Raw genomic sequence first — 20,313 nt, forward strand, 5'->3', positions numbered from 1 at the left:
GCTTCCAGCAGTCCGTCGCCGCACACGAACTCGGACACGCACTCGGGTTCTGCCACAAGACCGACAACATCTTCTCCCTCATGTGGAAGAACGTCGCCAACCCGCCGGTCACCGGCCCGACCGACGTCGACAAGGCCAACTACAAGAAGATGTGGGGCTGAGCGTGAAGCACCAGCGGACCACCCTGACCGTCCTGGCCGCCGCCACGGTCCTCACCACCGCCGGCGCCGCCTGGTACACCACCCTCGACACCTCCGCCGACAGCACGCCGCCTGCCGCCGCGCACGTCATGTGCCTGCCCGCGACCGACACCGACGAGGACAAGGCAGGCTACGCCCGCACGATCGCCCTGATCACCGTCGACAAGACCGTGGAGTACCGCGAGGAGGACGAGGCCCCCGGCGGAGCGCTGCTGTCGAAGGTCACAGTCGTCCAGCCGCTCAAAGGCTCCCCGCCCAGGACGCTGACGATCGGGCAGTCGGTCCTACAGCAGGCCGACGGCCGATACGCGAAGACGAAGCCCACCTACATGCCGCTCGAGCCCGGCCACCGCTACATCGTCGGAACCGTCCCCGACCCCACGTACGGCGACGGCTGGGTCTGGTTCGCCACCGCAGCCGACACCGACCTCACCACGGTCATCAGCCGCTGGACCCGCGCCATCGACCACCAGATCGCCCCACACCGCGACCCCGCATGCGACGACGTCACCGATGACCCCAGCAGCCCCGCCGCCCCGTAGAACGAAGCGGCACCCCGTACACGCACTGTGCCCCACACCGAGGTCACCGGAGCGGGGCACATGAGGAAGTGGCACCAACGACCAGTCGGCTCACCTCCAGGACTTACCGTAGCGGCCGCGATGCGTCGCTCCAGCTCAATCCGCCTGTCGATAACCAGGACGAGCTACAAGCTGCCTGCGACGATGACGCACGTGTTGACCACACGCTGGCAGTCAGCCGACCTCGACGTACGTGACGATGAGGATGCTGCCGAGTGCGGTCGCGTAGAAGATCACGCGGACCCCGTCGTGCTCGTAGTCGCGCAGGGCCGACGCGGTCGCGTGCTGCTTCACGGCGCCCGGGTCGGCCGCGATCGCGTTCAGCGTGCTGTCCAGGACCGCGGTCTGGGTCGTGGACAGCATGCGGACCTGCGTCTCGGCCGGCTCGATGAAGACGATGCGGGGGCGTCGGCCGCGGGTGCGATTAGGCAACGTCGGAGGCCTCGTCGCGCTCGGGCAGGCCCTTCTCGGCCCGAATGTCGTCCCAGTCCCGACACCGGTCCAGATCGATCCCCTCAGCCGCAAGGTTCTCGAGGACGTACGCGAGCGCCGGGTTCCCGGGGAACTCGGCCCGGGCGGCGTCGCGAAGCTCACGCTGCTCGGCCTCGCTGAAGGTCAGGTTCGCCATCGGGTCCTCCGGCGGTTGGGTACAGCCTGAGGCTAGCGCAGTGGCTGGGTGCAGGGGCATGGTCGAGGAATCGTAGGAACCCCGACCCTCGGTCAAGACTCGAGCAAGCCGGCAATGAGCTTTCGTGCAGCTGCCTTGGTCAGCCGTTTAGACGCCGTCGTGGTCCGCTCCCGCGGAGCACGGGGCTTGATATCGGTGCCCTTCACCGCCTTCATGAACTCGGCGTCAAAGCGCTCCTTGCCCGCCTGCTCTGCCAGGCTCGCGAGGTACTTCAACTGCTTCTCGGTGGCCCGCTCCGTCTGGGCCGCCGCCTTCCGCTTCGCGCTCTCCTCACGGATCCGACCGTAGTACTCGTCATTGGCAGCCTTGCGCGCGGCTTCGGCCTCCGGCGTCCGGCAGGTGACGTGGACCTGCTCGTACCAGGTCTGAGTGCCAGGCTTCCCCGTGACCGCCTCCCACAGAGCGTTGGCTGTGAGGGCCTGCTCATCAACGCCCTCGGTGAGACCCGGGCCGACCAGGCCGTAGTAGCCAGTCTTACCCCGAGGTATGACGGTGAAGCCGGCGGGGATGGCGTGGGCGGTAAGCCAGTCCTGTCCGCAGCCGCAGTGCGCGTAGTGGTACCGCGACCACTTGCTCTCGAGCGGCTCGTACACGAGCCGGTCACCGTAGTACTTCGGGTCCCTCGCGAATCCGGACACCGAGCGCCTCCCCGCAGTGACGAGCCCGGCCGGGTGCCGGAGCCGCCGAGTATTCCAGCGGTCACCGACACCGGCGCCCTCTTCTCGCCAACCGGCGCCTGGACCTACCTATCCCTCACCGACACCCGGAACACGGCATCGCCCCCCAGGCCGGACGAGGGCGAGGGGCGGGCCAACGGGACCCTCACCCGAGGGCAGACGACCGCCGGCCACCGCGTCCGCGGGCTACTCCGGGGTGGGCTCCCCGCGGAGTGCCTGGCCGACATGGGCCGGGCTCAGGCCGATCGCACGAGCGATCGTCTCTCTGTCGACGCCGCGCTCGTGCGCGGCGCGCATGGCGGCGTTCCGGCGGGCGACGACAGCCCTGCGGCGGTCCCGGGACGCGACCGTGCGCTGGAGAAGGCGCGCCCAGTGCAGGAGGGCACGGCCGGTCCAAAGGGTGATGGGTCGGAGTGTGGGTGCGGTCGGATTGGCCAACAGGTCCCCCTCGCGATCGACACGGGTGTCGCCACCGAAGGTGACGGGCCGCCATGGCCGGCCACAAGGGCGCAAAACCAGCCGTCGAAACAGGTGGGACGGGTGGGAGGTTCGGCCGTATCAGTGAGTGGGGATCGCCCTGATCGCCGCGGGGTCGGCTACGCGGAGGCAGTAGCCTCAGTCGCCGAGGCCGGATTCTGTCAAGTCGCCCTGTCTCGGCCAGATTCCTGCCGCGGCGTTGTGGCTTGTGAGGCGCGGTGGACGATCACGCGATGGCGATGTTGGAGACGATTCTCGCGACGGTTAGCGGCCTCGGCGGCGCGGGCCTGGGTGTCGGCGGCGCCCTGCTGGTGCAACGGGCGAAGCGCCGTGATGACACCGCACTTGCGGAGTCCTCAGCTCGCATCGACGCCGCACGTGCAGAGGCAACCGCTCGCCGTGTGGAGGAGCAGCTCACTCTGGAGATTCTTGCCACAGCACGTGTAGCGGCCAGAGGTTGGCTGATCGCTGCGGAACGAGCGATCAACGACCTGCAGCACTGTCAGACTGTCGATGCCGAGCGCAACGACGAGCAAATTCAGGCGGAGCTGAAAGAGTTCACCACAGCGCTCTATCGCGTGCCACCCCGATGGACGCCCAACGGCTGGCTTGGAGGCTCCCCCGTCTCGCGACCGCTCGTGGAGCAACTCTCTGAGATGTCGCTGCTCCTCCGGAACGTTCTGCACAGCAGCCAGCCAGCTCGGACGGAACTCGAGAGCACCCTGTCGCGGGCACGGACGCTGCATCAGGCATGATCCGCCGCTACATCATCTGGCGGAACAAGCACGCCGCCGACGAACGCCTTCGGAAGGTCGTCGCCCGGGCGAACGTGGCCTGAAGGAGCTATTCGCCTTCGCCGCGGCGCAGGTAGGAACGGATGTCGTCGAGTCCGTCGAGGGCTCGTCCGTCAACGTCCGCCGGATCGAGTTCGGCCCGGGCCGCCAGAGCCTCGACCAGCACAACCGCTCGATTACTGAGCTGTCCGAACCTGCGGGCCGCGTGCCCCAGGCACAGGCCAGCCAGCCCGAGCAGTTGACTCCCCCTTGCCGCCCTGGTTCCCACTTCGATACAGCAGTGCTCGATGAACGCCCGATCGTCGTCGTTCAAAGCGAGGCCGACCAGCGCGGCCGCTGCCGTGGCTTCCAGCGCGCTGTCGCGAAGTGCTCCTTCCACTGCCTCGGCGACGACGTCATGAGGCAGCGCGGGGGGATTCTCGAAGGTGTGGTGGGAGTGCGTCACGCAGAGAGACTACGCGGCACAAATAGGCCTCGGCGCGAAGCCCTGCCCCCGCCCCGTCAGGGCGAACGTTGGTTGATGCGGCACTAGACAGCTCCCACCTCAGCGGAGGTCTTCGCCATGTTCAAGACCAGACCAGTGTCAACAACGCTCGTGATCAATACACCTAGGTGGTGGTCTCGACCGTCAGGCCCGAGACCACCACCTCGCACGCTGCTACCGGGTCAGCCGTCCTCGGGGCGCCGGGTGGCTTCCTCGAGGCTTCTCAGGAGGTGGGGAGTGCCAGCTCCCGCTTCAGCCGGACCTCGGTCACGCTCACGTCCCGCGGTACGCCGAACGCTTCGACCATGACGCAGCCGCCGAGGTCGGTGACCTCCAGGGCCAGGTGACCGGCTCCCACACGCAGATCGACCCTCACCACAGGCCTGCCCGAGAAGTTCGGCATCCGGTAGATCCGCGCTCCGGGGTACTTCAGGATCGCCAGCCTGTCCCGCAACTGCTCGTACGAGCCCGTCTCCTTCCCGGAGAACGCCCTGAAGATCCGGGCCTGGTGCCTCTGGGCGGCGCACCCCTCCGCCAGGTTCAGCGGCACCGGGTCGACCAGGACGGGCAGGGTGGTGTCGGGGGTCGGTGTGGCTGCCACGTGGCCGGCGGCGCTGAGGACGTTCGGCGCGCAGCTCTGCGCGATGAGGTCGGCCATCTCCAGGAACCGCGCCTCAGCCTCGCGGACACCCGGCACGACGCGGACCGCCCGAGCGGTCCGCACGGCGGAAGAGCGGGAGTCGGCATGGACGGCAGAGGCGCGAGCTGAAACGACGGAGGCGGTACCGGCGGCGGAGGCGTGGCCGGTGGCTGCATAGGCGCTCTGGGTGCCGACGGCGGCCAGAACGACGACGCTGCCAACTGCGGCGGTGAGCAGGGGCCTTGGGAAGAGAATCGATCGCATGTCGATACCCTGCGGGCCGGCGGCCACCTGCCGCCTGAGTAGTCGTACTCATTCCGCCCGAACATCGACTCAGACACCCTGAGCGAGGCCATACGAAGGGGTGGTGGTCTCGCCCGTCAGGCCCGAGACCACCACCCCTCCCGCTGCTACCCGGCGCCGGCCGTGGGGCTGGCAGTGCCCAGCGCCGCACGTACCGCCCGGTTGTGCCAGCGGGCCGCGGCACCTCGCGAAGGCGGCCTTCGCCGACGAGCCGGTCGACGTGCAGGCGGATCACGTAGTTAGACCGGCCCGTTGCGATGCGCAGGTCGGCGCAGGTGAACGGGACGTCGCGGAAGTGCCGCTGGATCTCGCGGAGCATCAGATCCTTCGCCGTGATGTCGGTGAAGTTCTCCTCGGAGGCCACGATGTGCCGGTTCCCCGTCGCCCGGGTCAGAAGCTTCTGACGCTCCAGCTGCCAGAGCCCAGTGGCGACCGCCCACTCTGACTCGTCGTACCTTGCGGCCAGGATCGGGCGCGGCGGAAGCAGCTTGTCGGGTGTGAAGGTGCCGGCGTTGATGTCCTCGACCAGTCGCTCCGCCACCCGCCGACCAGCCGCCTCAGTCTCTTCCTTCGGGATCTGGTCGTTGCTCTCGACTCCACCGGCCGGATTGATGCTGTTGAAGCGGGGCTTCTCGACCTCTCTCGCCACACGCTCGGCCTTCTCAGCGTTGCCTCGCTCGAGGTACCACTCCTCACCGCGGGTCGCGACGAGCGGCGACCAGGGCTTGTCGGCCGCGTGCTGCTTCCAGCGCTCCTTCGGAGCGTTGGAGATCCCCACGTAGAGCAGGGTGCCGTTTGCGTCGACGAGCCGATACAGGCACGTGGGGCCATGGAACGGGGCAGTGGTTCCCACAGGGGCATCCCTTCGGAAGGTGTGCGTGGATGGTGGCGTACGACACTGACAGGCGTACGCCACCAAGCGGTCAGGCGAAGACGTCGTCGGCCATGCAGGCCGGGCAGAGCCGGGACTCGCCGAGTCCCTCGGTGAGCTGGTGGGTCCATAGCTGCTCGCGCCAGCCGTCCTGCCGGTCCGACAGGTCGGCGTGGATCAAGTAGTTGGTGGGGCCCCGGTCCAGGTCGGCATCCTGAAGACCTGCCCGCCCGGCGTGGCTCCCGGTCGGCTGGATCGTTGAACGGGAGCGACGCAGGGGCAGGTAAGGGCCCGAAGCCGCCGAGCTCTGGGTCGGCTCGATTCGGCTACGCGTCGCGCCTGTGCAGCAGCAGGCCGCCGACCAGCAGCGCGGCTGCGGCCCACACGGCGAGTACGCCCAGGCCCGCCCACGGGCCGATAGGGAGCTCGTCCAGATGGATGGTGGCCTGGATCGAGAGTCCGGCGGTCATGGGCGAGATCTGCTGGAGGTGCCGCTGCCACTCCGGGTCGTTGACCACCCGGGTGACGACCGGGAAGAGATAGAGCAGCCCGAGCACGATCCCGATGGCCGTCGCCGCCTCCCGGACCGCCGTCGCCACGCCGAGGCCGAGCAGGGCGATCAGGACGAGGTAGAGGACCGAGCCAACGGCCGCCCGCAGCGTCGGGCCCTCGGCCAGGGAGAGCGAGGCGTAGTCGTGCGCCTCGGTGAATCCGTTGCCGGGCAGGATGTAGCGGCCGGCGAGGAGGGAGGCCAGGACGGCGGCCGTCCCGGAGGCCAGGACGACCGTGGTGAGGATCGCTGCCTTGGCGGTGAGGACGGTGGTCCGGTTGGGCACCGCCGCGAGCGTGGTACGGATCATCCCGGTGCCGTACTCGCCGCTGACGGCCAGCACCGCGAAGACGGCGATGACCGCCTGCCCCACGGTGACGCCAGTCAGGGCGAGCCTGACGACGTCCTGGCCGCAGCCCACGTCCGGGCACTTCACGGCCTTGGCGGTGCCGCAACCGACGGCCACGGTCAGCGCGACGGCGAGCAGGAGCAGCCTGCCCATGTCCCCCGCGGTGCGCAGCTTCGTCCACTCCGCGCGCAGGGCGCGGCCGAAGTCCCCTACCCACCCGCCGTCAGCCGTGCTCGCGGGTCGTACACCGCTCGGGAGGCTCATACGTCCCTCCCGCGCAGCCGCACCACGGCCAGACCGAAGGCGAGCGCAGCGTAGCCGCACAGCACGGCGAGGCCGGCCCAGGGCGGCAGCGGGTAGTAGCCGGTCGACGGTTCGTACACGCTGAGCACCTGCGCGTACTGCGGCAGGGTCTGCTGGATGGCGAAGCCCGCGGCCGGAGTCACCCGCAGCAGCCACTCCGAGACGCTCGGGGGCAGTACGCCGGACGCCGCGAGCAGGAAGGGCAGCACGATCGACGCGATGACCAGTGCGACAGCCGTGCCGCTGCGCCGTAGCAGGGCGCCGACGCCGAGAGCGAGCACGGCGGCGGCCGCCCAGAGCAGGCCGGTTCCGACCATGACGCGCACTTCGGTCGCCGACGTGACGGGGAAGACGAGGAAGCCCCTGCCGCGGGCGCTGCGTTCTCCGATGGGAAGGGTGATCGCGGCGGCCACCAGGCCGATGGCGAACGCGCCGCCCCCGGCCACCAGCGCCTTGGCACCGAGCACCCTGCCCCGCAGCGGAGTTGCCGCCATGGTCGTACGCAGCAGACCGCGCCGGTACTCGCCGGTGATGAACACCGTGCCCACGGCGATCACCACGATCAGCCCGGCGAAGGTGCCGACGAGGAAGTTCTCGACGGAGAAGCCGACACCCATGACGGGGCCGCCGACGACCGGTGCGATGTCACCGGCCCCGGTCACGGTGAACCCGCCGCCGTCGGTCTGGGCGAAGCCGCCCTTGAGGGCGTTCGAGTAGCTGCCGGAGGTGCCCGCGTCGCCACCCACCTGTGTGCCCCTCCACGCGCCCTCGGACCAGCCGCCGGAGAGGACGGGGCGGTCGAACGTGCCGGTGGCCACGGCGGGGTTGAAGCCCGTACCCGCCGCGGTGTCCTGCTTCGCCTCCGGTGACGTCGCGAAGAGCCCGGCCTGCACGGTGCGCGCGAGCCCCGGCAGCTTCGTGTGGCCGACCTCGGTCCAGTGAGAGCCGTCGGTGGAGGCGAACCCGGTGAGACTGTCACCGGCTCGGACCAGGCGCAGCCAGCGCGGGGACTCCTCGGAGGGCATGCCGGAAGGGCCTGCCGCGTCGCGCGTGTAGTCGTACTGCATGCGCACGCCGTGGCCGCCGGTGGCCATGACCGCCGCGTACGGGGATCCCTGGGTGAGGCTTTCCTTCACGATGATCCCCGCCTTCGCCCAGGGCTGGGTGCTCTGGACCGTCTTGCCGGTCGTCCCGGTGTCGGCCATACCGGTCAGTGATCGCAGGGGAACGGTGAGGGTGCCGTCGCCGGTGAGCGTCTTGTGGACGAAGTAGAAGCTGTCGTTGACGGCCTCGCCGCCGGGGCCCCTCGGATACGAGGCGGAGTCGGCGCCGCGCCCGCCGGGGGCGGGGGCGGCCGTGCCGAGCAGGCCGACCACGATCGTCGACAGGAGCGCCCCCGCCATGGCGAGGACCCAACCCCGTACGGTACGGAACTTCGTCCACTCGGCGTGCAGCGTCCTGAGGAATCCGCCCCACTCAGCGCGCCTCGTGGCTGGAGGCGAGGGGTGGGGGGTGAGGGTGGCTGTCATCGCGCGGCCTCCCCCGCCGGGATGCCCCGGTACTCCACCGCGTCCCGGGTGAGCTCCATGTACGCCTCTTCGAGCGTCGCCCGGTGCGCGGACACCTGGGAGAACGGCACCCCGTTCCGGGCGAGCAGGGCCACGATCTCCTCGTCGGGCAGGCCCGTGACCTCGACGGTGTCGGGGCCGGTGGCGAGGACTGTGGCGCCGGCGCCGTGCAGGACCCGGGTGGCGAGCGGAGGGGCCGACGTACGCAGTGCGACCCGGCCGCCGGACGCCTCGGCGAGCAGCTCGGACACGCTGGTGTCCGCGACGACCCGGCCGCGGCCGATCACCACGAGATGGTCCGCGGTGTCTTCGAGTTCGCTCATCAGGTGACTGGAGACCAGGACGGCGCGGCCCTGCCGGGCCAGCTCCGCCAGGAAGCCGCGCATCCACATGATGCCGTCCGGGTCGAGGCCGTTGAACGGCTCGTCCAGCATGACGACCGGCGGGTCACCGAGCAGCGCCGCAGCGATCCCCAGGCGCTGGCGCATGCCCAGAGAGAAGCCGCCGGCCTTGCGCCGGGCGGCCGTGCCCAGGCCGGCCTGCTCGATGACCTCGTCCACGCGCCGGGGCGACACGCCCTGCGAGTAGGCCAGCCACAGCAGGTGGTTGCGGGCGGTGCGGCTCGGCTGAAACGCGGAGGCGTCGAGCAGTGCCCCCAGGTGCCGGAGCGGGCGACGCAGGGTGCGGTACGGCACCCCGCCAACCAGGGCCCGTCCCTCCTCGGCTGCGTCAAGGCCCAGAATCACGCGCATGGTGGTGGACTTGCCCGCGCCGTTCGGGCCGACGAAGCCGGTCACCCGTCCGGGCCGCACCGCGAACGTCATCCCGTCCAGGGCCAGCCGTGGGCCGAAGCGTTTGCGCAGACCGATGACCTCGATCGTCGCCTTCGCACTCTCATCGCTCATGGGTCAAACCCTGTGACGGAGCGGGTTACAGGGGCCGAACGGCCACTGTCATCCCGTTGTTAGGCGCCTCGGCTTAGCCTGGCGTGGCACGTGTAATGGTGCCGTGGCGAGAAGGGAGCACACGGAGGGTCCGACGCCGACCGCCGGCGGACCACTCGTCCCGTTCGGCGACTTCGGTCTTGAACGCCATAGTCGCTCCTGTAGAGACACCTGAGGCCTGCCGCCGCCCGTCATGCCAATCGGCGGCCAGCAGACTGTCGGGTACCGGGTGCGCCGAGCTCGCGCAGATCACTCAGCGTGAGTCCCATCTGGGCTCGGCCGCGAATACGCGACACCTGAGCATGCGAGCTCACCAGTCTCAACCCCCGTCATCGGATCCGCCACCCCGTCCGCAGGGTGCGGACACTCGGGATCGGGGCCATGGAGTGCGGGGCCGGACCCCTGTCGGTTCACCCAGTGAACTCGGATGGCGGCGACAGTCGGTCCCTTGATTCGAGGCGGGGCCTGCGATGACAGAAACCGGATACACCATCATTTTTGTTCCGCCACTACCGTTCCGTCATGACCACCGCACCGCGCCCACGCTTCTCCGTCCGCGCCGGCCTTACCGAGGCACCCGAACACGACGGCTCCTTCGAGAACGTGCCCGAGCACCTGCTGCTGCCACTACAGGAGTGGGTGGCGTACGCGCTGGACAACGAGGCTTTGGTCGACGACTACGACGAAGACGGCGCGGAGCGCACCATCTGCTTGCGGCTGCGTATACCGACGGTCGATGAGCCTCACAGAGGAGGTTCGAAGTGCCACCGCGCCTTGATCACAGCCGTCGGCCCCCGTCTGCTGGACGTGATCGACGCCGTGCTCGCTTACCTGGCCGAGCACGGCGTGCACGACCAGGCCTCAATCCGTCCGCTCACCGACACCCTGAACGAGGCAGGATCCGCCTACCGAGTCACCGAGGCAGGGGACGGACTGGAGGAGCGGGTCACACCAGCTGTGCGCAACGCCGTCCGCCAGACCGTGGCTGATGCAGAGGATGCGCCGGCCACCGGGTCAGCGGGCAACCACCTTGCCGCCGCATGGCAGGCTGCGTACGGACGGAGCCCGGACGCGGTACGGGCGTACAGCGAGTCCATCAAGGCCGTCGAGTCTGCGGCGCACGCCGCCATCCAGCCGAACAACGCCAAGGCCACGCTCGGCACCATGCTCGGCGAACTCAAGAACGTTCACTCAAGACCTGGGGCGTTCAACAGCCTCACATGTGAACATCGGCCCAGCGGCCGTGACGCGCTCAAGCTCTTCAACGAGAACTTCACGGCACGGGAGGTGGTCGGGCGATGACGCCTGAGGAGCGGGATCTGGTCATGGGCCTGGTGTTTGTACCGGGTAGAGGCCGGACGCGCACGCTGGACGAGGTGCTCGCCCACTTCGGCGAGTCCGACGGTGGGGCTCTGGCGCTCCGGCTGCTCCGGGACGCCATGGAGCGCCGGGACGCCGTCGACGTCGAGATGGCGGTGATCGTCAAGGCCGCCGCCGGCGCCTCGGGCGAGGAGTTCCTGGAGCCGTTGATCGAGCTGTCCTGTGCCGACTGGCACACGCGCCACGAGGACGTCGTGCGCATGCTGGGCAAGCTCCGCTCGCCCAAGGCGGTGCCGGCGCTGGGTGAGGCGGCTCGCTGGGTTCCCGAGTACCTGGACTGGGACGAGAACCGGTCGCTCGCGGTGAAGGCGATCTGGGCTCTCGGCGCCATTTCCGGCCCGGAGACCCAAGAAGCCCTCGAGGGCTTGCGCGACGCCGAGAACGAGATCATCCGTGAGAACGCGGTGAAGCAGCTCGAACGCCGCGGCGAGCTCTGACCGCGGAGTCGTAGCCGTTCATCCGGAACGCCCGGCCGAGTTTCCTCGGCCGAGCGTTCCGACCGAGATCAATCTCGCCAGGATTGCCTGCCACCTCAACTACTCCCGCCCGTTACCCCCCCAGCGGGCCGCGAGTGACTCCCAGCGAGCGGGAGATCGGTCAGGCCGTCGGCCTCTCCACCACCTTCTCCGTCGCGCACCAGCTCATGGCGCTGGAACGCAAGGGCTTCCTCCGCCACGACCCTCACCGGCCCCGCGCCTACGAGGGCCCTTCCAGACGAGCAGGTCGTCGCCCTTGGTCCCCTCGGGGGCGAGCCCGAGCGAGGCCCCGACACCGTTGAAGTCGCCGTACGACCGTGCAGGGGCCGTCCGTGGTCACACTCGTAAGACGGGCTGGGGTTGCAGGGCGTTTCCCAAGGTCAGACGCGTGACGCTGCCTTGTGTGACTTCTCGTGTGACCGCACCTATGACTGCGTAGAAAACCTCAGTCCGTCGACACGAAGCCGGGCCCCGGCAGCAGCGATCGCCGGAGCCCGGGGGAATCTGCTCAGGCGCCGATACCGACCGACGAGACGTGCGCGTAGGCGTTGTAGTCGGAGTCGAGGTCGCTGATGACGTCGTCCCAGATCTCGTCGACCGTGTCGGCGTCCTGCACGGCCCAGGCGTCGACGAGGTCACCCCAGATGTACCGGACGGTGATGGAGCGCTGCTGGAGGTTGGGGCGGAAGCGTTCGGCGGGTACGTGGCTCTGGTCGACGGGGTAGATCTCCATCCGCCGGCCGCGGCCGTCGTTGTCGAGGTGGCGCTTGAGCCATCCGGATCGGATCAGGTTTTCCCGTCGGCGGTGCCAGTACGCGCTGTCGATGCGCTCGCGGTTCGCCGCGGTGGGAGTCGAGTTGCCCTTCATCCAGGAGCGGATCGTGCGGGCGGTGACGCCCTGGTCCTTCAGCGCGGCGCGGCCGGCCGGGCTGTCGAGGTAGCGCAGGCGGGCGGACAGCCCTCGCTTGGAGGTGACAGGCGAGGAGATGCCGGAGGAGTAAACGATCCGGTTGAGTTCGAGAATCAGCGCTTCACCGCCCTTCATGCCCCGGGTGTTGAATTTGCCGAATTCTCCCCAGCGGGTCCACAGGTCGGGCGATCCGGCCATCAGCGCTTACCTCCCAGGATGTAGGTGGTCTTTTCCTTGACCTGGTTCAGGTCGCGGCCCTCGGGGAATACCGGGCGCCAGTCTCCCACGACGTGGAGTTCGTCGGTGCCGGAGATTTCGACAACCTGGAGTCCGGCCTTGTGTGCCTTGTGAGCTTTCATCCACAGGTTGGCGAACGCCTTGGCGCGGATGATGTGCATCCAGTCCGGGCGGCGCAGTTCACGGTTCGCGCTCGATTCGCCGATGGTGGAGACGAATTTCGAGTACATGGCCTTCACGTAGGCGATGGTCACCTCGTCGCCCTGGGCGAGGGCGGTTTTCCGGGACTCGGCCAGGGCTCGGCGGAGCTTCTCCAGGAGTGCTTCGGAGGCGCCGGAGACGAGGGAGCGGTGGATGGCCGGGGCGTCGGTGAGGCCTTGGCGGTTGCAGTCGAGGAGCAGGCGGAGGGTGGACTCGGTGACCCAGAGCTCCCCCGGTTCCATGCGGTTGCCGAGCGGGTTGGGGAGGTCGGGGTGGTCCCAGTCGGCGGGGGTGATGAGGTGGACGCCTGCTCTCTTCGGGTTGTGCGCGCCGCTGGTGTCTTCGAGGAGCTGGCCGATCGGGAGCCAGGACTTGAGTGCCGAGAGATAGGCCGCGTTCATGTCGAGGGCGGTCACCTCGATCAGCTCACCCTTCTTCGCCGCTGCGAAAAGGGCTCTGTTACGCCATTTCGGGCGGCCCTCCCAGACATCGTCGGCGCCTTTCTGGGAGCGCTTTTGCAGGATTTCGTCGGTCGGGGGAAATTCGGAGTGCTCATAGCGGCCGCCCACGCGCGACTTCTTCAGCAGTTTCATCACGTCCGGGATCGCGCGTTTGACCAGCTCCGCGCGTGCCGCGTCGACGTCGCCTGAGCATGCGGCGAGGACCTCGTGCACCGTGTCGGTGATCTCCTCGACCAGAGTGGTGGAGGCGTAGCCCGGGGCAGGGCGCAGTGGTCGTGCCGGAGCCGGCTCCTGCGCGGCGGGCGACGTCGGCGGAGCGGGCACGGGCGGCTTGGGGGGAGCGGCCGGCGAAGCGAGCGGTTCGGCGAGTTCCGTGGGTGCGGGGGGCTCGGCCGCGGCGGGGGTGTCCGGGACGGCGGGATCGGCCGCAGCGACCGGAGCGACCGAGGGTTCGGCGATCGGAGACGCGGGAGCCGGGACCTCCTCGGCGGCCGGGGCCGGGGCGGAGACCGGCGTCCGAGCGGGGGCCTGTGGCGTGCCCGCGGCGGCGACAGCCGCCGCACACTCCTCCGCCGTCAGATGCTGCGGGAAACCGTCCAGTTCGTGCTGCGCCGGCTGGCCGCACAGCACGCACGGCCCTGTGACGACTTCGGGTACGGACGCTGGCTGTTGTTGGGGCGGGGCTTGTGTGATCGGCGGGGCCGGATCCGGCGTGGTCGTCGGTTCCGTGGCGGTGAGTGGGGTCTGTACTCGTGGTGCGGGTGGTGCGGGGAAGGTGGGCGTGCCGGCCTGGAGGCTGGGTACGGCGCCGTGCAGGACGCTCACCGCGTGGGTGGGGCCGGCCAGTAGGTCGAGCACGTGGAGCTGGTAGTGCGCGGCGAGGAGGTCGACGTCTTCCAGGGACCAGTGGCTCTTGGCGGCCTGCTTGCGCGAGACTTGCGCCTGCGATTGACCGAGGGCGGCGGCGAGGTCGCCCTGTCGTTCGCCGGTCCGCGTCATCAGCGCGGACACCGTCAGTCTGAGGGTGTCCTCCGTGCCCATCATGGCCGCGACCATAGCACCACGGAATGCGGAATCCGCATAGGGGATGCGTCGTCCAGTACAGCGTGTACCTGGAGTATGCGGACGACGATCCCGATTCGCCTCCCAAGGCCATCCAGGTCGAGGCATTCGGCACGAAGAAGGACCGCAACGGAGACCTGCTGTTCGACGAGGGAACCTTCTTCGACAACCCCGCCCATCTTGAGCCCCGTCCCCGACGCCGTCCTTAAGCACCGAGGAAACCGATGACCTCTCTCACCGCGCTGACCGGGCTGTGCCCGCCTCCTGCCGTCGTTCCCCCCGCTCCCGACTGGCCGCAGGTCGAGGACACGCTGGGTAGGGGCCTGCCCCAGGACTACAAGGACCTCATCACCACATACGGACCGGGCCAGTTCTGCGGATTCATCACCCTCTACCAGCCGCATGCCCCCAGCGAATGGGCCGATCTGACCGGGCCCATGCCGGCGCGTCTGCGTGGGCAGATCGAGGAGGTCCGGCAGGCTGCCCGACACCCCTGGCAACTGCCGCACTCCCCCGAGAACCTTCTCGCCATGGGAGTCACCGGAAACGGGGACTACCTCTTCTGGGTCACCCAGCCCGCCGACACCCCGGACCAGTGGACAGTCGCCGTCAACGAGGCACTGCGCGCGCCCTGGTTCACCTACAACGGCTCCCTGACCGCATTCCTCGTCAGCGTCCTCAGCGGGACCACAAGCGTCCCCATGTTCCCCAAAGATCTCCTCGACCGCGCTCCCGCCTTCACCCCGTCGACTCTCGAAAGCAGCACACCGGTCGCAGCTGCCCGGACGCCGGTCAGCACACGGGCCATCCGCGACTGGGCCAACGCCAACGGATACGACCTGCCCGAACGCGGACGCATCCCGATCGAAATCATCGAGGCATGGAAGCAGGAGAACCCCAGCTGACACGGGAGACCACCAGGGCCGCATCGTCTCGGGGCCGGCACTGGTGGTCCTTTAGCCATGGCCTGCACTGTGCCGAGGCAGACCGCTAGTGTCGCGTTCAGCGCACACGATCAAGGGGGGGACCTTGCCGGGACGGCTGCGGTCGATGCGGAGTTGGTGGCTGGACACCCCGCGGGCAATCAGATGGATCGTGTACACCTGCATCCCGTTGGGCACCGTTGCCATTGGGCTGGGCATCTATGGCGACGCGCATGGCTGGTGGGACGACCGCAGCTTTCTGACCAACCTGGCGTCGAGCTTTGCGAGCCTGCTCTTCGGTGTTCCGCTTGCTCTCGTTGTGCTCACTCATCTCAGTGCCATGCAGGCCGAGGTGGGCGAGCGGCGGGTAGCACAGAGGCGCATCACGGAGGCTGAGCGGTCCTTTGTCCGAGCCTTCCAGCAACCGTTCCCGACCACGGATGTCGCTGCGACGAAGTCCCACCTGGAGACGCTGCAGCCTCAGATCTCAAACGTCCAAGACATCCTTCGGCAGATCGTGAACGCTGCCATGGTTGGAGTTCTCCCCAACTCCGCCGAACCGTTCGAAAGTGCAGTCCAGGAGGCAGTCCGTACGTACAGGAAGGTTTGGCATGCCTCGCCGACCTGGGCTGAGCATGTGGTTCGACAGTGGTCTGTCCTGGATGAGGAGGCTCGCCCATTGGCGGAAGCGACGGGATTGCACTGGTTGGACGCCTCCACAGTGCTGCACATCAACAAGTCGATGGCGGAGCTATCCACCCTCCGCCTTCCGACTCCTTCTCGCCTGGAGCTCATAGCGTCAGAGGTCATCGATGGCATCCGCGCTAGCCATGCTTTGGGCAACGAAGTGCACACGTTGGGCAGGATGCTCGAGGTCGTTCATGACTGGGCACGGGCGTCCAGGCAAGTCGCATCTCTGATTCGAAATACCCCGTCTCTCGCCGCTATCGACGACCAGCAACCGTGAGGGCGGCCCGATCCATGAAGTGCGTCCCCTCGGCGCGGAGGTTGCCCGGATAGACGGTGCCGACCTCGGCCTCGACGACCAGGTGCGCCTGGACGGAGACAGTGACGGTGACCTTCTTCCCGGCGACGACAGGCTGCCCGGTGTTGATGTGCTGGGCGATGCCGTTCGGGTCCCGGTGCACGGTGCAGCGGCAGTTCTTGAGGTTGGCCACTGCCCGTGAGGACTCGTCCTTGGGCCGGATCATGTAGGTGCGGGCGCCGACGCCGCGGTGCTCGATGTCCCAGTCCATGGAGTCGATCTTGAAGCGGAGGTTGTCCGGGACTTCCTGCCCGTTCGCTGCGACGTGGGTGGGGCGGACCTTGTTGTCGCCCATGGTCACCTACTTCTTCACGGGCGGGGCCAGACGCTTCGCCTCGACCTGGTGGGCGATGCGCTGGACGTCGGGCGCGAGCATGCGGGCGAACTGTTCCTCGAGGCCACGTGCCGCTTGGCCATCAGGGGACCTCGGGAGGGTTGAGGGTGGCGGCTGCCTGGACGTAGTCGACGTCAGGGCAGCCGGGGACGGCATGGAGGCGGGTGGTCGTCAGCGTCCAGGAGCGGCCGGCGTCGTCGGAGACGGTGTCGCCGTCCTTCACGGGCCATGCCTGCGGGTCGAGCCATACGGTCCATGAGCCGTCGGGCTGCTCGAGTACCGACCCGGGCCAGGTACCGCGCGGGGCCGGCTTCTGGTTCGGGTTCGGTGGCACGGGCACGCCGTTGGCGTCGCGCTCCCCGGGGGTGGGCGAGCGCGTACACGGTGAGCAGTGCGTTCGGAAGCACGACGGCCATGGCGGGCGGTTCCGTTCGCCAGCGGCGGCCGCGGCCCGGAGGAGTACGGCCACGGTGCGCGGGCGGGCTGGTTCAGCGGCTGGAAGAGGCGTCGCTTCCAGCGCGAGAGGCTGTCGAGCGTGGGGCTCCGGCCTGGCTGGCAGTCGGCGCGGTCTAGTAGGAGATCGCTTACCCCTCCGCGCTGACGGAGGACACGCGCCGGGTCTGGGCGCCGACGCCGCCGGGGCGGTTGCGTTCGCTCTCGGTGGCGTGGGTGGTGACGTAGCGGACGACGGGCTAGACGGCGTCTCCGTCGAGGCCGACGGAGAAGTCGACGTCGTACGTGCCGTCCTGCCGTTCCCGGTAGGCGGCGACGTGAACCAGGTCGTCGGTGTCGAAGGGCCAGGTGTCGACGTCCTCGAGCCGGTCGTGCCAGCGCGGGGTAAGGGCGGTGCAGGTGATGAGCCGGGGAACGATGGCTGCCCGAGGTAGCCCACGTCGGCTACTCCGCCGACCTGCCCTTCGCAGTAGTTGGGACGACGGCCGGATACAGCGGCCCCGACGGCTCGAATCCGCCCTGCGGCGTCATCAACAGCGCAAACAACCCGAGGACTCTCGCGCAGTGGCGCGCCAATGGCAAGCTGTCGCCGTCAGCGTGTTCGACCAGGACAAGTCCCTCTCGGTCGGCCGAGATTTCGTCTCACGCTGTCCCGTCGCCACCGTCACCTCGCCCTGCACCCTGGACTACATGGATGCGGCCACCGGCATCAGGCTCGACTCGGCCAGCTACCTCGAAGGCACCGTCGGGAGCGGCATCTTCGACCGCGTCACGCCGAACCTCACCTACAACCTCAGCTCCACCGCGCACGGAGCGGTTGCAGCACACATCTCCACGGCGCTCAACAACCCGGGCGCAACGACCCCTGTCGTCGTCGGCAAGTCCATCCCCGGAGGCACGGTCGACCGTCCTCTGACGAGGCTGCGTGAGGACTGGGACGCCGCTGCCAGTGCCCAGCGGCAGAAGAACATCACGGCCAAGGACAATGCCTGCGCGCCCATCAAGCCTGCAAACTCCACGGGTCTGGACTGCGATGAGTTCCCGTTCGGAGCAACCTGGGAGGGGCCGGCAGCAGGGCCTAACTTCTCCGTGAAATACCTCGACTCCTCGCAGAACCGCTCTGCCGGAGGGACCCTCGGAAACTGGTACACCAAGGACCGGATCCTTCACAAGGACAAGTTCTTCGTGAAGATCACGCCGTGACGTCCACCCCGATGACGGCCTTGTAGTTAACCGTCCGGTCAGGCTGTGCCCCGTCCGCCGCGGACGGGGCACAGCCACACTCGCACGTCATAGCGCTCGGGATCACCAGGTTTCCGCGGCTCGAGCCGCCAGACCTTCACCTCATGCTCACCCTCGTCCGGGAGCACCAGGACAGGACCGGGTTCCCTGCCCTCCACATTGACGAGCGTGACTTCCCTGTCGGGCGCTGTGATCCGGGCCGTGCCCAAGAGGAGGCCCTGTCCGTCCGGCGCGGGCGCTCCCCAGACCGAAAGCGCCACGGCGATATGCCCAGCGGAAATCTGCGTCGGAATGCCGATCGCTTCGCCGTTGCCCTTCACGGCGTCTCCTTCTGGGATGGCGCTCTCAATGTCGGCACCGGGCCCGGCGCCAGCGACCAGCCAGAACTCGCTGTACGACACCCACAAAGCGTCGAACACCACATCCCAGGGCTGAGCCTGCGGGAAGAGCGCCACGTCAGCGAAAGCCGTCTCAGGGGCCATAGCCGCCACCGTAACGCCCGCCCTCGGAGCGTCGCCGTCCAGTTTCGGGCCTAGATCTGGCCGATCAGCGACACCAGCATCAGTCCCGGACAAGCGCCGGATGCTGGATCGATTCGCCGGTGAATGTACTCCCCCGGACGGCTGACGGCGGGTCTGGTCCCGAGGCAGCCTCTGGGCCTGGGCCGGTATCTCTATGCCCGTGATCAAGAACATGCTGCGCGGTGCTGCCGCGCTCTCTCTTCTCCTGACTCCGCTCGCCCTGCCCTCGGCGGCCGCTGCGGCACCAGCCGCTCCGACGGCCGCCGAAGTCCTCAATGTGGCCGACGCGATCCAGCAGATCCCGATCGCGCTCGAGGACCGCACCGGCTACGAGCGGGAATCCCAGTTCAAGCACTGGAACAAGGGCCTGGACCCCGCCGACGCCTGCCATACCCGCAACGAGGTACTCCTCGCCGAAGCTGTCGAGTCCCCGACGGTGTCCGCCGGCTGCAAGCTCGCCGGTGGCAAATGGCTCTCGTACTACGACGGCCAGGAGGTGACCGACCCGGGGAAGCTGGACATCGACCACATGGTGCCCCTGGCCGAGGCGTGGGACTCCGGCGCCAGCGCATGGACCGCGGCCCGACGTGAGGCATACGCGAATGACCAGGGCGCGGCCGCGAGTCTTGTCGCCGTGACCGGACGGTCGAACCGGTCGAAGAGCGACAGGGACCCGCAGGACTGGATGCCGCCGCTGCCTGACGTCCACTGCCGGTATATCTCCGAGTGGGTCGCCACGAAGCTCCGCTGGGGCCTGTCAGCCGACCAGGGCGAGGCCGAGGCACTCAAGGCGTACGCCGAGGGCCCCTGCGAGGCCACCGTCGTCCACTACACCCCCGCTCTCTGAGCTGTCCCCGAGCGTTCCCGCGTCCCTCGCACCACCCTCAGCAAGGAGAGACCCATGCCCAAGCTCCCCCAGGCCCTGGCAGCCGCCGCCTTCAGCTGCGTCCTCGCCGCCGGTCTCGTCGTCGCCACCGGCGCGACCGCCAGTGCCGACCGGTGCCCCTCCAGCCGCTCCCCCAGGATCAACGGCGCCAAGGCCCACTGGACGCTCGCCTGCGACATGGGCGACGTGAAGGTCTACGGCTGGGTCGACGACACCAGCGTGGACGGGAAATGCGCCGTTGTCCGTATCCGTCCGGCCGCGGGCCAGACCCGGGAGTTCGAGGCCTGTGGATTCGGTACACGGGAGACGTTCAGTGTCACCTTCGACGAGCAGAACGTCGCCGAAGTGACCCTGCGCCTGCGCTGACGCCGCTGCGCGAGCCCCCCGGGACGCGCCGTTGATGCTTCCGCGCGCCGCTCACCTCTCGGGCTGACACCTGACCGGTCCCGCGTCCATCGCGGGGCCGGTCCTTCTACCGTTCCACTCACCTGCCGCAAGGGAACCCCGCTGCTGATGACTCCATGGCGCTGCCTGTCCGCGCTCGCCTGCGCGACGCTGACGGCTCTGACCACCGTGACCGTCTCCTACGCCGCCCCGATCACCAGGCCGAGCGCCGAGCGGGCCGCGCCATGCGTTCGCGGTGAGACGGAGGGCCGCGGCGAGTCGGCGGTCGACGACGGCGAGATCCGCTTCACGGAGGCGAGCAAGTACGACGCGCTGCGCAAGCACGCCCACAAGGTGTGGCAGGCCGGC

At 68.8% G+C, this 20,313-nt stretch carries 26 protein-coding genes and 3 pseudogenes; 14 read left to right on the plus strand and 15 right to left on the minus strand.

Annotation, left to right across the window (positions count from 1 at the left end; translation table 11 throughout):
• Both IE237_RS41685 and IE237_RS39785 read left to right on the plus strand, forming a co-directional pair.
• Positions 1–161 (plus strand): matrixin family metalloprotease (locus tag IE237_RS41685; RefSeq protein WP_189807102.1); only part of this gene is annotated, 161 nt, incomplete at its 5' end.
• 2 nt (positions 162–163) lie between these two features.
• On the plus strand, positions 164–742 hold the full coding sequence (locus tag IE237_RS39785) for a hypothetical protein (RefSeq protein WP_189807103.1): 579 nt from the start codon (positions 164–166) through the stop codon (positions 740–742).
• A 213-nt stretch (positions 743–955) separates the two neighbouring features.
• Here IE237_RS39785 and IE237_RS39790 read toward each other — a convergent pair whose 3' ends face one another.
• From IE237_RS39790 to IE237_RS41250, 3 genes are all read right to left on the minus strand, one after another.
• Positions 956–1,213 carry a hypothetical protein gene (locus IE237_RS39790; protein ID WP_189807104.1) on the minus strand — a complete coding sequence of 86 codons (258 nt, stop codon included), beginning with the start codon at positions 1,211–1,213 and terminating at the stop codon, positions 956–958.
• On the minus strand, positions 1,206–1,409 hold the full coding sequence (locus IE237_RS39795) for a hypothetical protein (RefSeq protein ID WP_189807105.1): 204 nt from the start codon (positions 1,407–1,409) through the stop codon (positions 1,206–1,208). The genes IE237_RS39790 and IE237_RS39795 overlap by 8 nt, the downstream gene beginning before the upstream one ends.
• A gap of 92 nt (positions 1,410–1,501) precedes the next feature.
• Entirely contained in the window at positions 1,502–2,107 is a 606-nt protein-coding gene (locus IE237_RS41250; protein ID WP_229844209.1) for a hypothetical protein, read from the minus strand.
• Positions 2,108–2,856: 749 nt separating this feature from the next.
• Here IE237_RS41250 and IE237_RS39805 point away from each other — a divergent pair.
• Positions 2,857–3,378 carry a hypothetical protein gene (locus IE237_RS39805; protein ID WP_189807106.1) on the plus strand — a complete coding sequence of 174 codons (522 nt, stop codon included), beginning with the start codon at positions 2,857–2,859 and terminating at the stop codon, positions 3,376–3,378.
• Positions 3,354–3,461: pseudogene (locus IE237_RS41590) on the plus strand (transposase); the annotation flags it as partial. The gene IE237_RS39805 and the pseudogene IE237_RS41590, both read left to right, overlap by 25 nt.
• 5 nt (positions 3,462–3,466) lie before the next feature.
• Here IE237_RS41590 and IE237_RS39810 read toward each other — a convergent pair.
• The 7 genes and pseudogenes from IE237_RS39810 to IE237_RS39835 all read right to left on the minus strand — a co-directional run bounded on the left by IE237_RS39810 (position 3,467) and on the right by IE237_RS39835 (position 9,390).
• On the minus strand, positions 3,467–3,862 hold the full coding sequence (locus tag IE237_RS39810; protein ID WP_189807107.1) for a hypothetical protein: 396 nt from the start codon (positions 3,860–3,862) through the stop codon (positions 3,467–3,469).
• 262 nt (positions 3,863–4,124) lie between these two features.
• Positions 4,125–4,805, minus strand: a complete 681-nt coding sequence (locus IE237_RS39815; protein WP_229844211.1) for a hypothetical protein — start codon at positions 4,803–4,805, stop codon at positions 4,125–4,127.
• 424 nt (positions 4,806–5,229) lie between these two features.
• Positions 5,230–5,760, minus strand: a pseudogene (locus IE237_RS41690) (GIY-YIG nuclease family protein); the annotation flags it as partial.
• A 7-nt stretch (positions 5,761–5,767) separates the two neighbouring features.
• Positions 5,768–5,896 carry a hypothetical protein gene (locus IE237_RS41465; protein WP_268253873.1) on the minus strand — a complete coding sequence of 43 codons (129 nt, stop codon included), beginning with the start codon at positions 5,894–5,896 and terminating at the stop codon, positions 5,768–5,770.
• Positions 5,897–6,041: 145 nt separating this feature from the next.
• On the minus strand, positions 6,042–6,878 hold the full coding sequence (locus IE237_RS39825) for an ABC transporter permease subunit (RefSeq protein WP_189807110.1): 837 nt from the start codon (positions 6,876–6,878) through the stop codon (positions 6,042–6,044).
• A complete protein-coding gene (locus tag IE237_RS39830; RefSeq protein WP_189807111.1) occupies positions 6,875–8,446 on the minus strand; it encodes a DUF1349 domain-containing protein in 1,572 nt (523 codons plus the stop codon). The genes IE237_RS39825 and IE237_RS39830 overlap by 4 nt, the downstream gene beginning before the upstream one ends.
• Positions 8,443–9,390 carry an ABC transporter ATP-binding protein gene (locus IE237_RS39835; RefSeq protein ID WP_189807112.1) on the minus strand — a complete coding sequence of 316 codons (948 nt, stop codon included), beginning with the start codon at positions 9,388–9,390 and terminating at the stop codon, positions 8,443–8,445. The genes IE237_RS39830 and IE237_RS39835 overlap by 4 nt, the downstream gene beginning before the upstream one ends.
• 561 nt (positions 9,391–9,951) lie before the next feature.
• On the opposite strand from IE237_RS39835, the gene IE237_RS39840 reads away from it, so the two are divergent.
• The 3 genes and pseudogenes from IE237_RS39840 to IE237_RS39850 all read left to right on the plus strand — a co-directional run.
• Positions 9,952–10,731 carry a hypothetical protein gene (locus tag IE237_RS39840; protein WP_189807125.1) on the plus strand — a complete coding sequence of 260 codons (780 nt, stop codon included), beginning with the start codon at positions 9,952–9,954 and terminating at the stop codon, positions 10,729–10,731.
• Complete coding sequence (locus IE237_RS39845; protein ID WP_189807113.1) at positions 10,728–11,246, plus strand: HEAT repeat domain-containing protein; 519 nt, start codon at positions 10,728–10,730, stop codon at positions 11,244–11,246. The genes IE237_RS39840 and IE237_RS39845 overlap by 4 nt, the downstream gene beginning before the upstream one ends.
• A gap of 140 nt (positions 11,247–11,386) precedes the next feature.
• Positions 11,387–11,569, plus strand: a pseudogene (locus IE237_RS39850) (LexA family protein); the annotation flags it as partial.
• A gap of 224 nt (positions 11,570–11,793) precedes the next feature.
• On the opposite strand, the gene IE237_RS39855 reads toward IE237_RS39850, so the two are convergent.
• Both IE237_RS39855 and IE237_RS39860 read right to left on the minus strand, forming a co-directional pair.
• Positions 11,794–12,393, minus strand: coding sequence for a hypothetical protein (locus tag IE237_RS39855; RefSeq protein WP_189807114.1), 600 nt, complete (start codon positions 12,391–12,393; stop codon positions 11,794–11,796).
• Entirely contained in the window at positions 12,393–14,138 is a 1,746-nt protein-coding gene (locus tag IE237_RS39860) for an acyltransferase (RefSeq protein WP_189807115.1), read from the minus strand. Before IE237_RS39860 ends, IE237_RS39855 begins: the two co-directional genes overlap by 1 nt.
• A gap of 23 nt (positions 14,139–14,161) precedes the next feature.
• On the opposite strand from IE237_RS39860, the gene IE237_RS39865 reads away from it, so the two are divergent.
• The 3 genes from IE237_RS39865 to IE237_RS39875 all read left to right on the plus strand — a co-directional run bounded on the left by IE237_RS39865 (position 14,162) and on the right by IE237_RS39875 (position 16,046).
• The gene (locus tag IE237_RS39865) at positions 14,162–14,365 is read left to right on the plus strand and encodes a hypothetical protein (protein WP_189807116.1); all 204 of its coding nucleotides are present in this window, start codon (positions 14,162–14,164) and stop codon (positions 14,363–14,365) included.
• Between the two features lie 15 nt (positions 14,366–14,380).
• Positions 14,381–15,061 carry an Lsr2 family DNA-binding protein gene (locus IE237_RS39870; protein ID WP_189807117.1) on the plus strand — a complete coding sequence of 227 codons (681 nt, stop codon included), beginning with the start codon at positions 14,381–14,383 and terminating at the stop codon, positions 15,059–15,061.
• Between the two features lie 190 nt (positions 15,062–15,251).
• Positions 15,252–16,046 (plus strand): hypothetical protein, encoded by a 795-nt coding sequence (locus IE237_RS39875; protein ID WP_189807118.1) that lies wholly within the window; start codon positions 15,252–15,254, stop codon positions 16,044–16,046.
• Here IE237_RS39875 and IE237_RS39880 read toward each other — a convergent pair.
• On the minus strand, positions 16,024–16,419 hold the full coding sequence (locus IE237_RS39880; protein ID WP_229844213.1) for a hypothetical protein: 396 nt from the start codon (positions 16,417–16,419) through the stop codon (positions 16,024–16,026). The two genes, IE237_RS39875 and IE237_RS39880, sit on opposite strands and share 23 nt — an antisense overlap.
• 121 nt (positions 16,420–16,540) lie before the next feature.
• Positions 16,541–16,798, minus strand: coding sequence for a hypothetical protein (locus tag IE237_RS39885; RefSeq protein ID WP_229844215.1), 258 nt, complete (start codon positions 16,796–16,798; stop codon positions 16,541–16,543).
• Positions 16,799–17,475: 677 nt separating this feature from the next.
• On the opposite strand from IE237_RS39885, the gene IE237_RS39890 reads away from it, so the two are divergent.
• On the plus strand, positions 17,476–18,114 hold the full coding sequence (locus IE237_RS39890) for a NucA/NucB deoxyribonuclease domain-containing protein (RefSeq protein ID WP_189807119.1): 639 nt from the start codon (positions 17,476–17,478) through the stop codon (positions 18,112–18,114).
• Positions 18,115–18,152: 38 nt separating this feature from the next.
• Here the strand turns inward: IE237_RS39890 and IE237_RS39895 are convergent, their stop codons facing one another.
• The gene (locus tag IE237_RS39895) at positions 18,153–18,635 is read right to left on the minus strand and encodes a hypothetical protein (protein ID WP_189807120.1); all 483 of its coding nucleotides are present in this window, start codon (positions 18,633–18,635) and stop codon (positions 18,153–18,155) included.
• Positions 18,636–18,828: 193 nt separating this feature from the next.
• Between IE237_RS39895 and IE237_RS39900 the strand changes: the two genes are divergently transcribed.
• From IE237_RS39900 to IE237_RS39910, 3 genes are all read left to right on the plus strand, one after another.
• Positions 18,829–19,521, plus strand: a complete 693-nt coding sequence (locus IE237_RS39900) for an HNH endonuclease family protein (protein ID WP_370468351.1) — start codon at positions 18,829–18,831, stop codon at positions 19,519–19,521.
• A 54-nt stretch (positions 19,522–19,575) separates the two neighbouring features.
• On the plus strand, positions 19,576–19,926 hold the full coding sequence (locus tag IE237_RS39905) for a hypothetical protein (RefSeq protein ID WP_189807121.1): 351 nt from the start codon (positions 19,576–19,578) through the stop codon (positions 19,924–19,926).
• 147 nt (positions 19,927–20,073) lie between these two features.
• A partial coding sequence (locus IE237_RS39910) for a hypothetical protein (RefSeq protein ID WP_189807122.1) occupies positions 20,074–20,313 on the plus strand: 240 nt, incomplete at its 3' end.

Origin of the sequence: Streptomyces tanashiensis (genome assembly GCF_014648895.1) — a bacterium.
GTDB classification, from domain to species: domain Bacteria; phylum Actinomycetota; class Actinomycetes; order Streptomycetales; family Streptomycetaceae; genus Streptomyces; species Streptomyces tanashiensis.

Bases quoted from the DNA above. Each gene is read 5' to 3' on its own strand.
- IE237_RS39795 (WP_189807105.1), bottom strand. From the start codon at position 1,409: ATGGCGAACCTGACCTTCAGCGAGGCCGAGCAGCGTGAGCTTCGCGAC.
- IE237_RS39805 (WP_189807106.1), top strand. From the start codon at position 2,857: ATGGCGATGTTGGAGACGATTCTCGCGACGGTTAGCGGCCTCGGCGGC.
- IE237_RS39815 (WP_229844211.1), bottom strand. From the start codon at position 4,805: ATGCGATCGATTCTCTTCCCAAGGCCCCTGCTCACCGCCGCAGTTGGC.
- IE237_RS39825 (WP_189807110.1), bottom strand. From the start codon at position 6,878: ATGAGCCTCCCGAGCGGTGTACGACCCGCGAGCACGGCTGACGGCGGG.
- IE237_RS39830 (WP_189807111.1), bottom strand. From the start codon at position 8,446: ATGACAGCCACCCTCACCCCCCACCCCTCGCCTCCAGCCACGAGGCGC.
- IE237_RS39835 (WP_189807112.1), bottom strand. From the start codon at position 9,390: ATGAGCGATGAGAGTGCGAAGGCGACGATCGAGGTCATCGGTCTGCGC.
- IE237_RS39840 (WP_189807125.1), top strand. From the start codon at position 9,952: ATGACCACCGCACCGCGCCCACGCTTCTCCGTCCGCGCCGGCCTTACC.
- IE237_RS39845 (WP_189807113.1), top strand. From the start codon at position 10,728: ATGACGCCTGAGGAGCGGGATCTGGTCATGGGCCTGGTGTTTGTACCG.
- IE237_RS39855 (WP_189807114.1), bottom strand. From the start codon at position 12,393: ATGGCCGGATCGCCCGACCTGTGGACCCGCTGGGGAGAATTCGGCAAA.
- IE237_RS39860 (WP_189807115.1), bottom strand. From the start codon at position 14,138: ATGATGGGCACGGAGGACACCCTCAGACTGACGGTGTCCGCGCTGATG.
- IE237_RS39865 (WP_189807116.1), top strand. From the start codon at position 14,162: ATGCGGAATCCGCATAGGGGATGCGTCGTCCAGTACAGCGTGTACCTG.
- IE237_RS39870 (WP_189807117.1), top strand. From the start codon at position 14,381: ATGACCTCTCTCACCGCGCTGACCGGGCTGTGCCCGCCTCCTGCCGTC.
- IE237_RS39880 (WP_229844213.1), bottom strand. From the start codon at position 16,419: ATGGGCGACAACAAGGTCCGCCCCACCCACGTCGCAGCGAACGGGCAG.
- IE237_RS39895 (WP_189807120.1), bottom strand. From the start codon at position 18,635: ATGGCCCCTGAGACGGCTTTCGCTGACGTGGCGCTCTTCCCGCAGGCT.
- IE237_RS39900 (WP_370468351.1), top strand. From the start codon at position 18,829: ATGCCCGTGATCAAGAACATGCTGCGCGGTGCTGCCGCGCTCTCTCTT.
- IE237_RS39905 (WP_189807121.1), top strand. From the start codon at position 19,576: ATGCCCAAGCTCCCCCAGGCCCTGGCAGCCGCCGCCTTCAGCTGCGTC.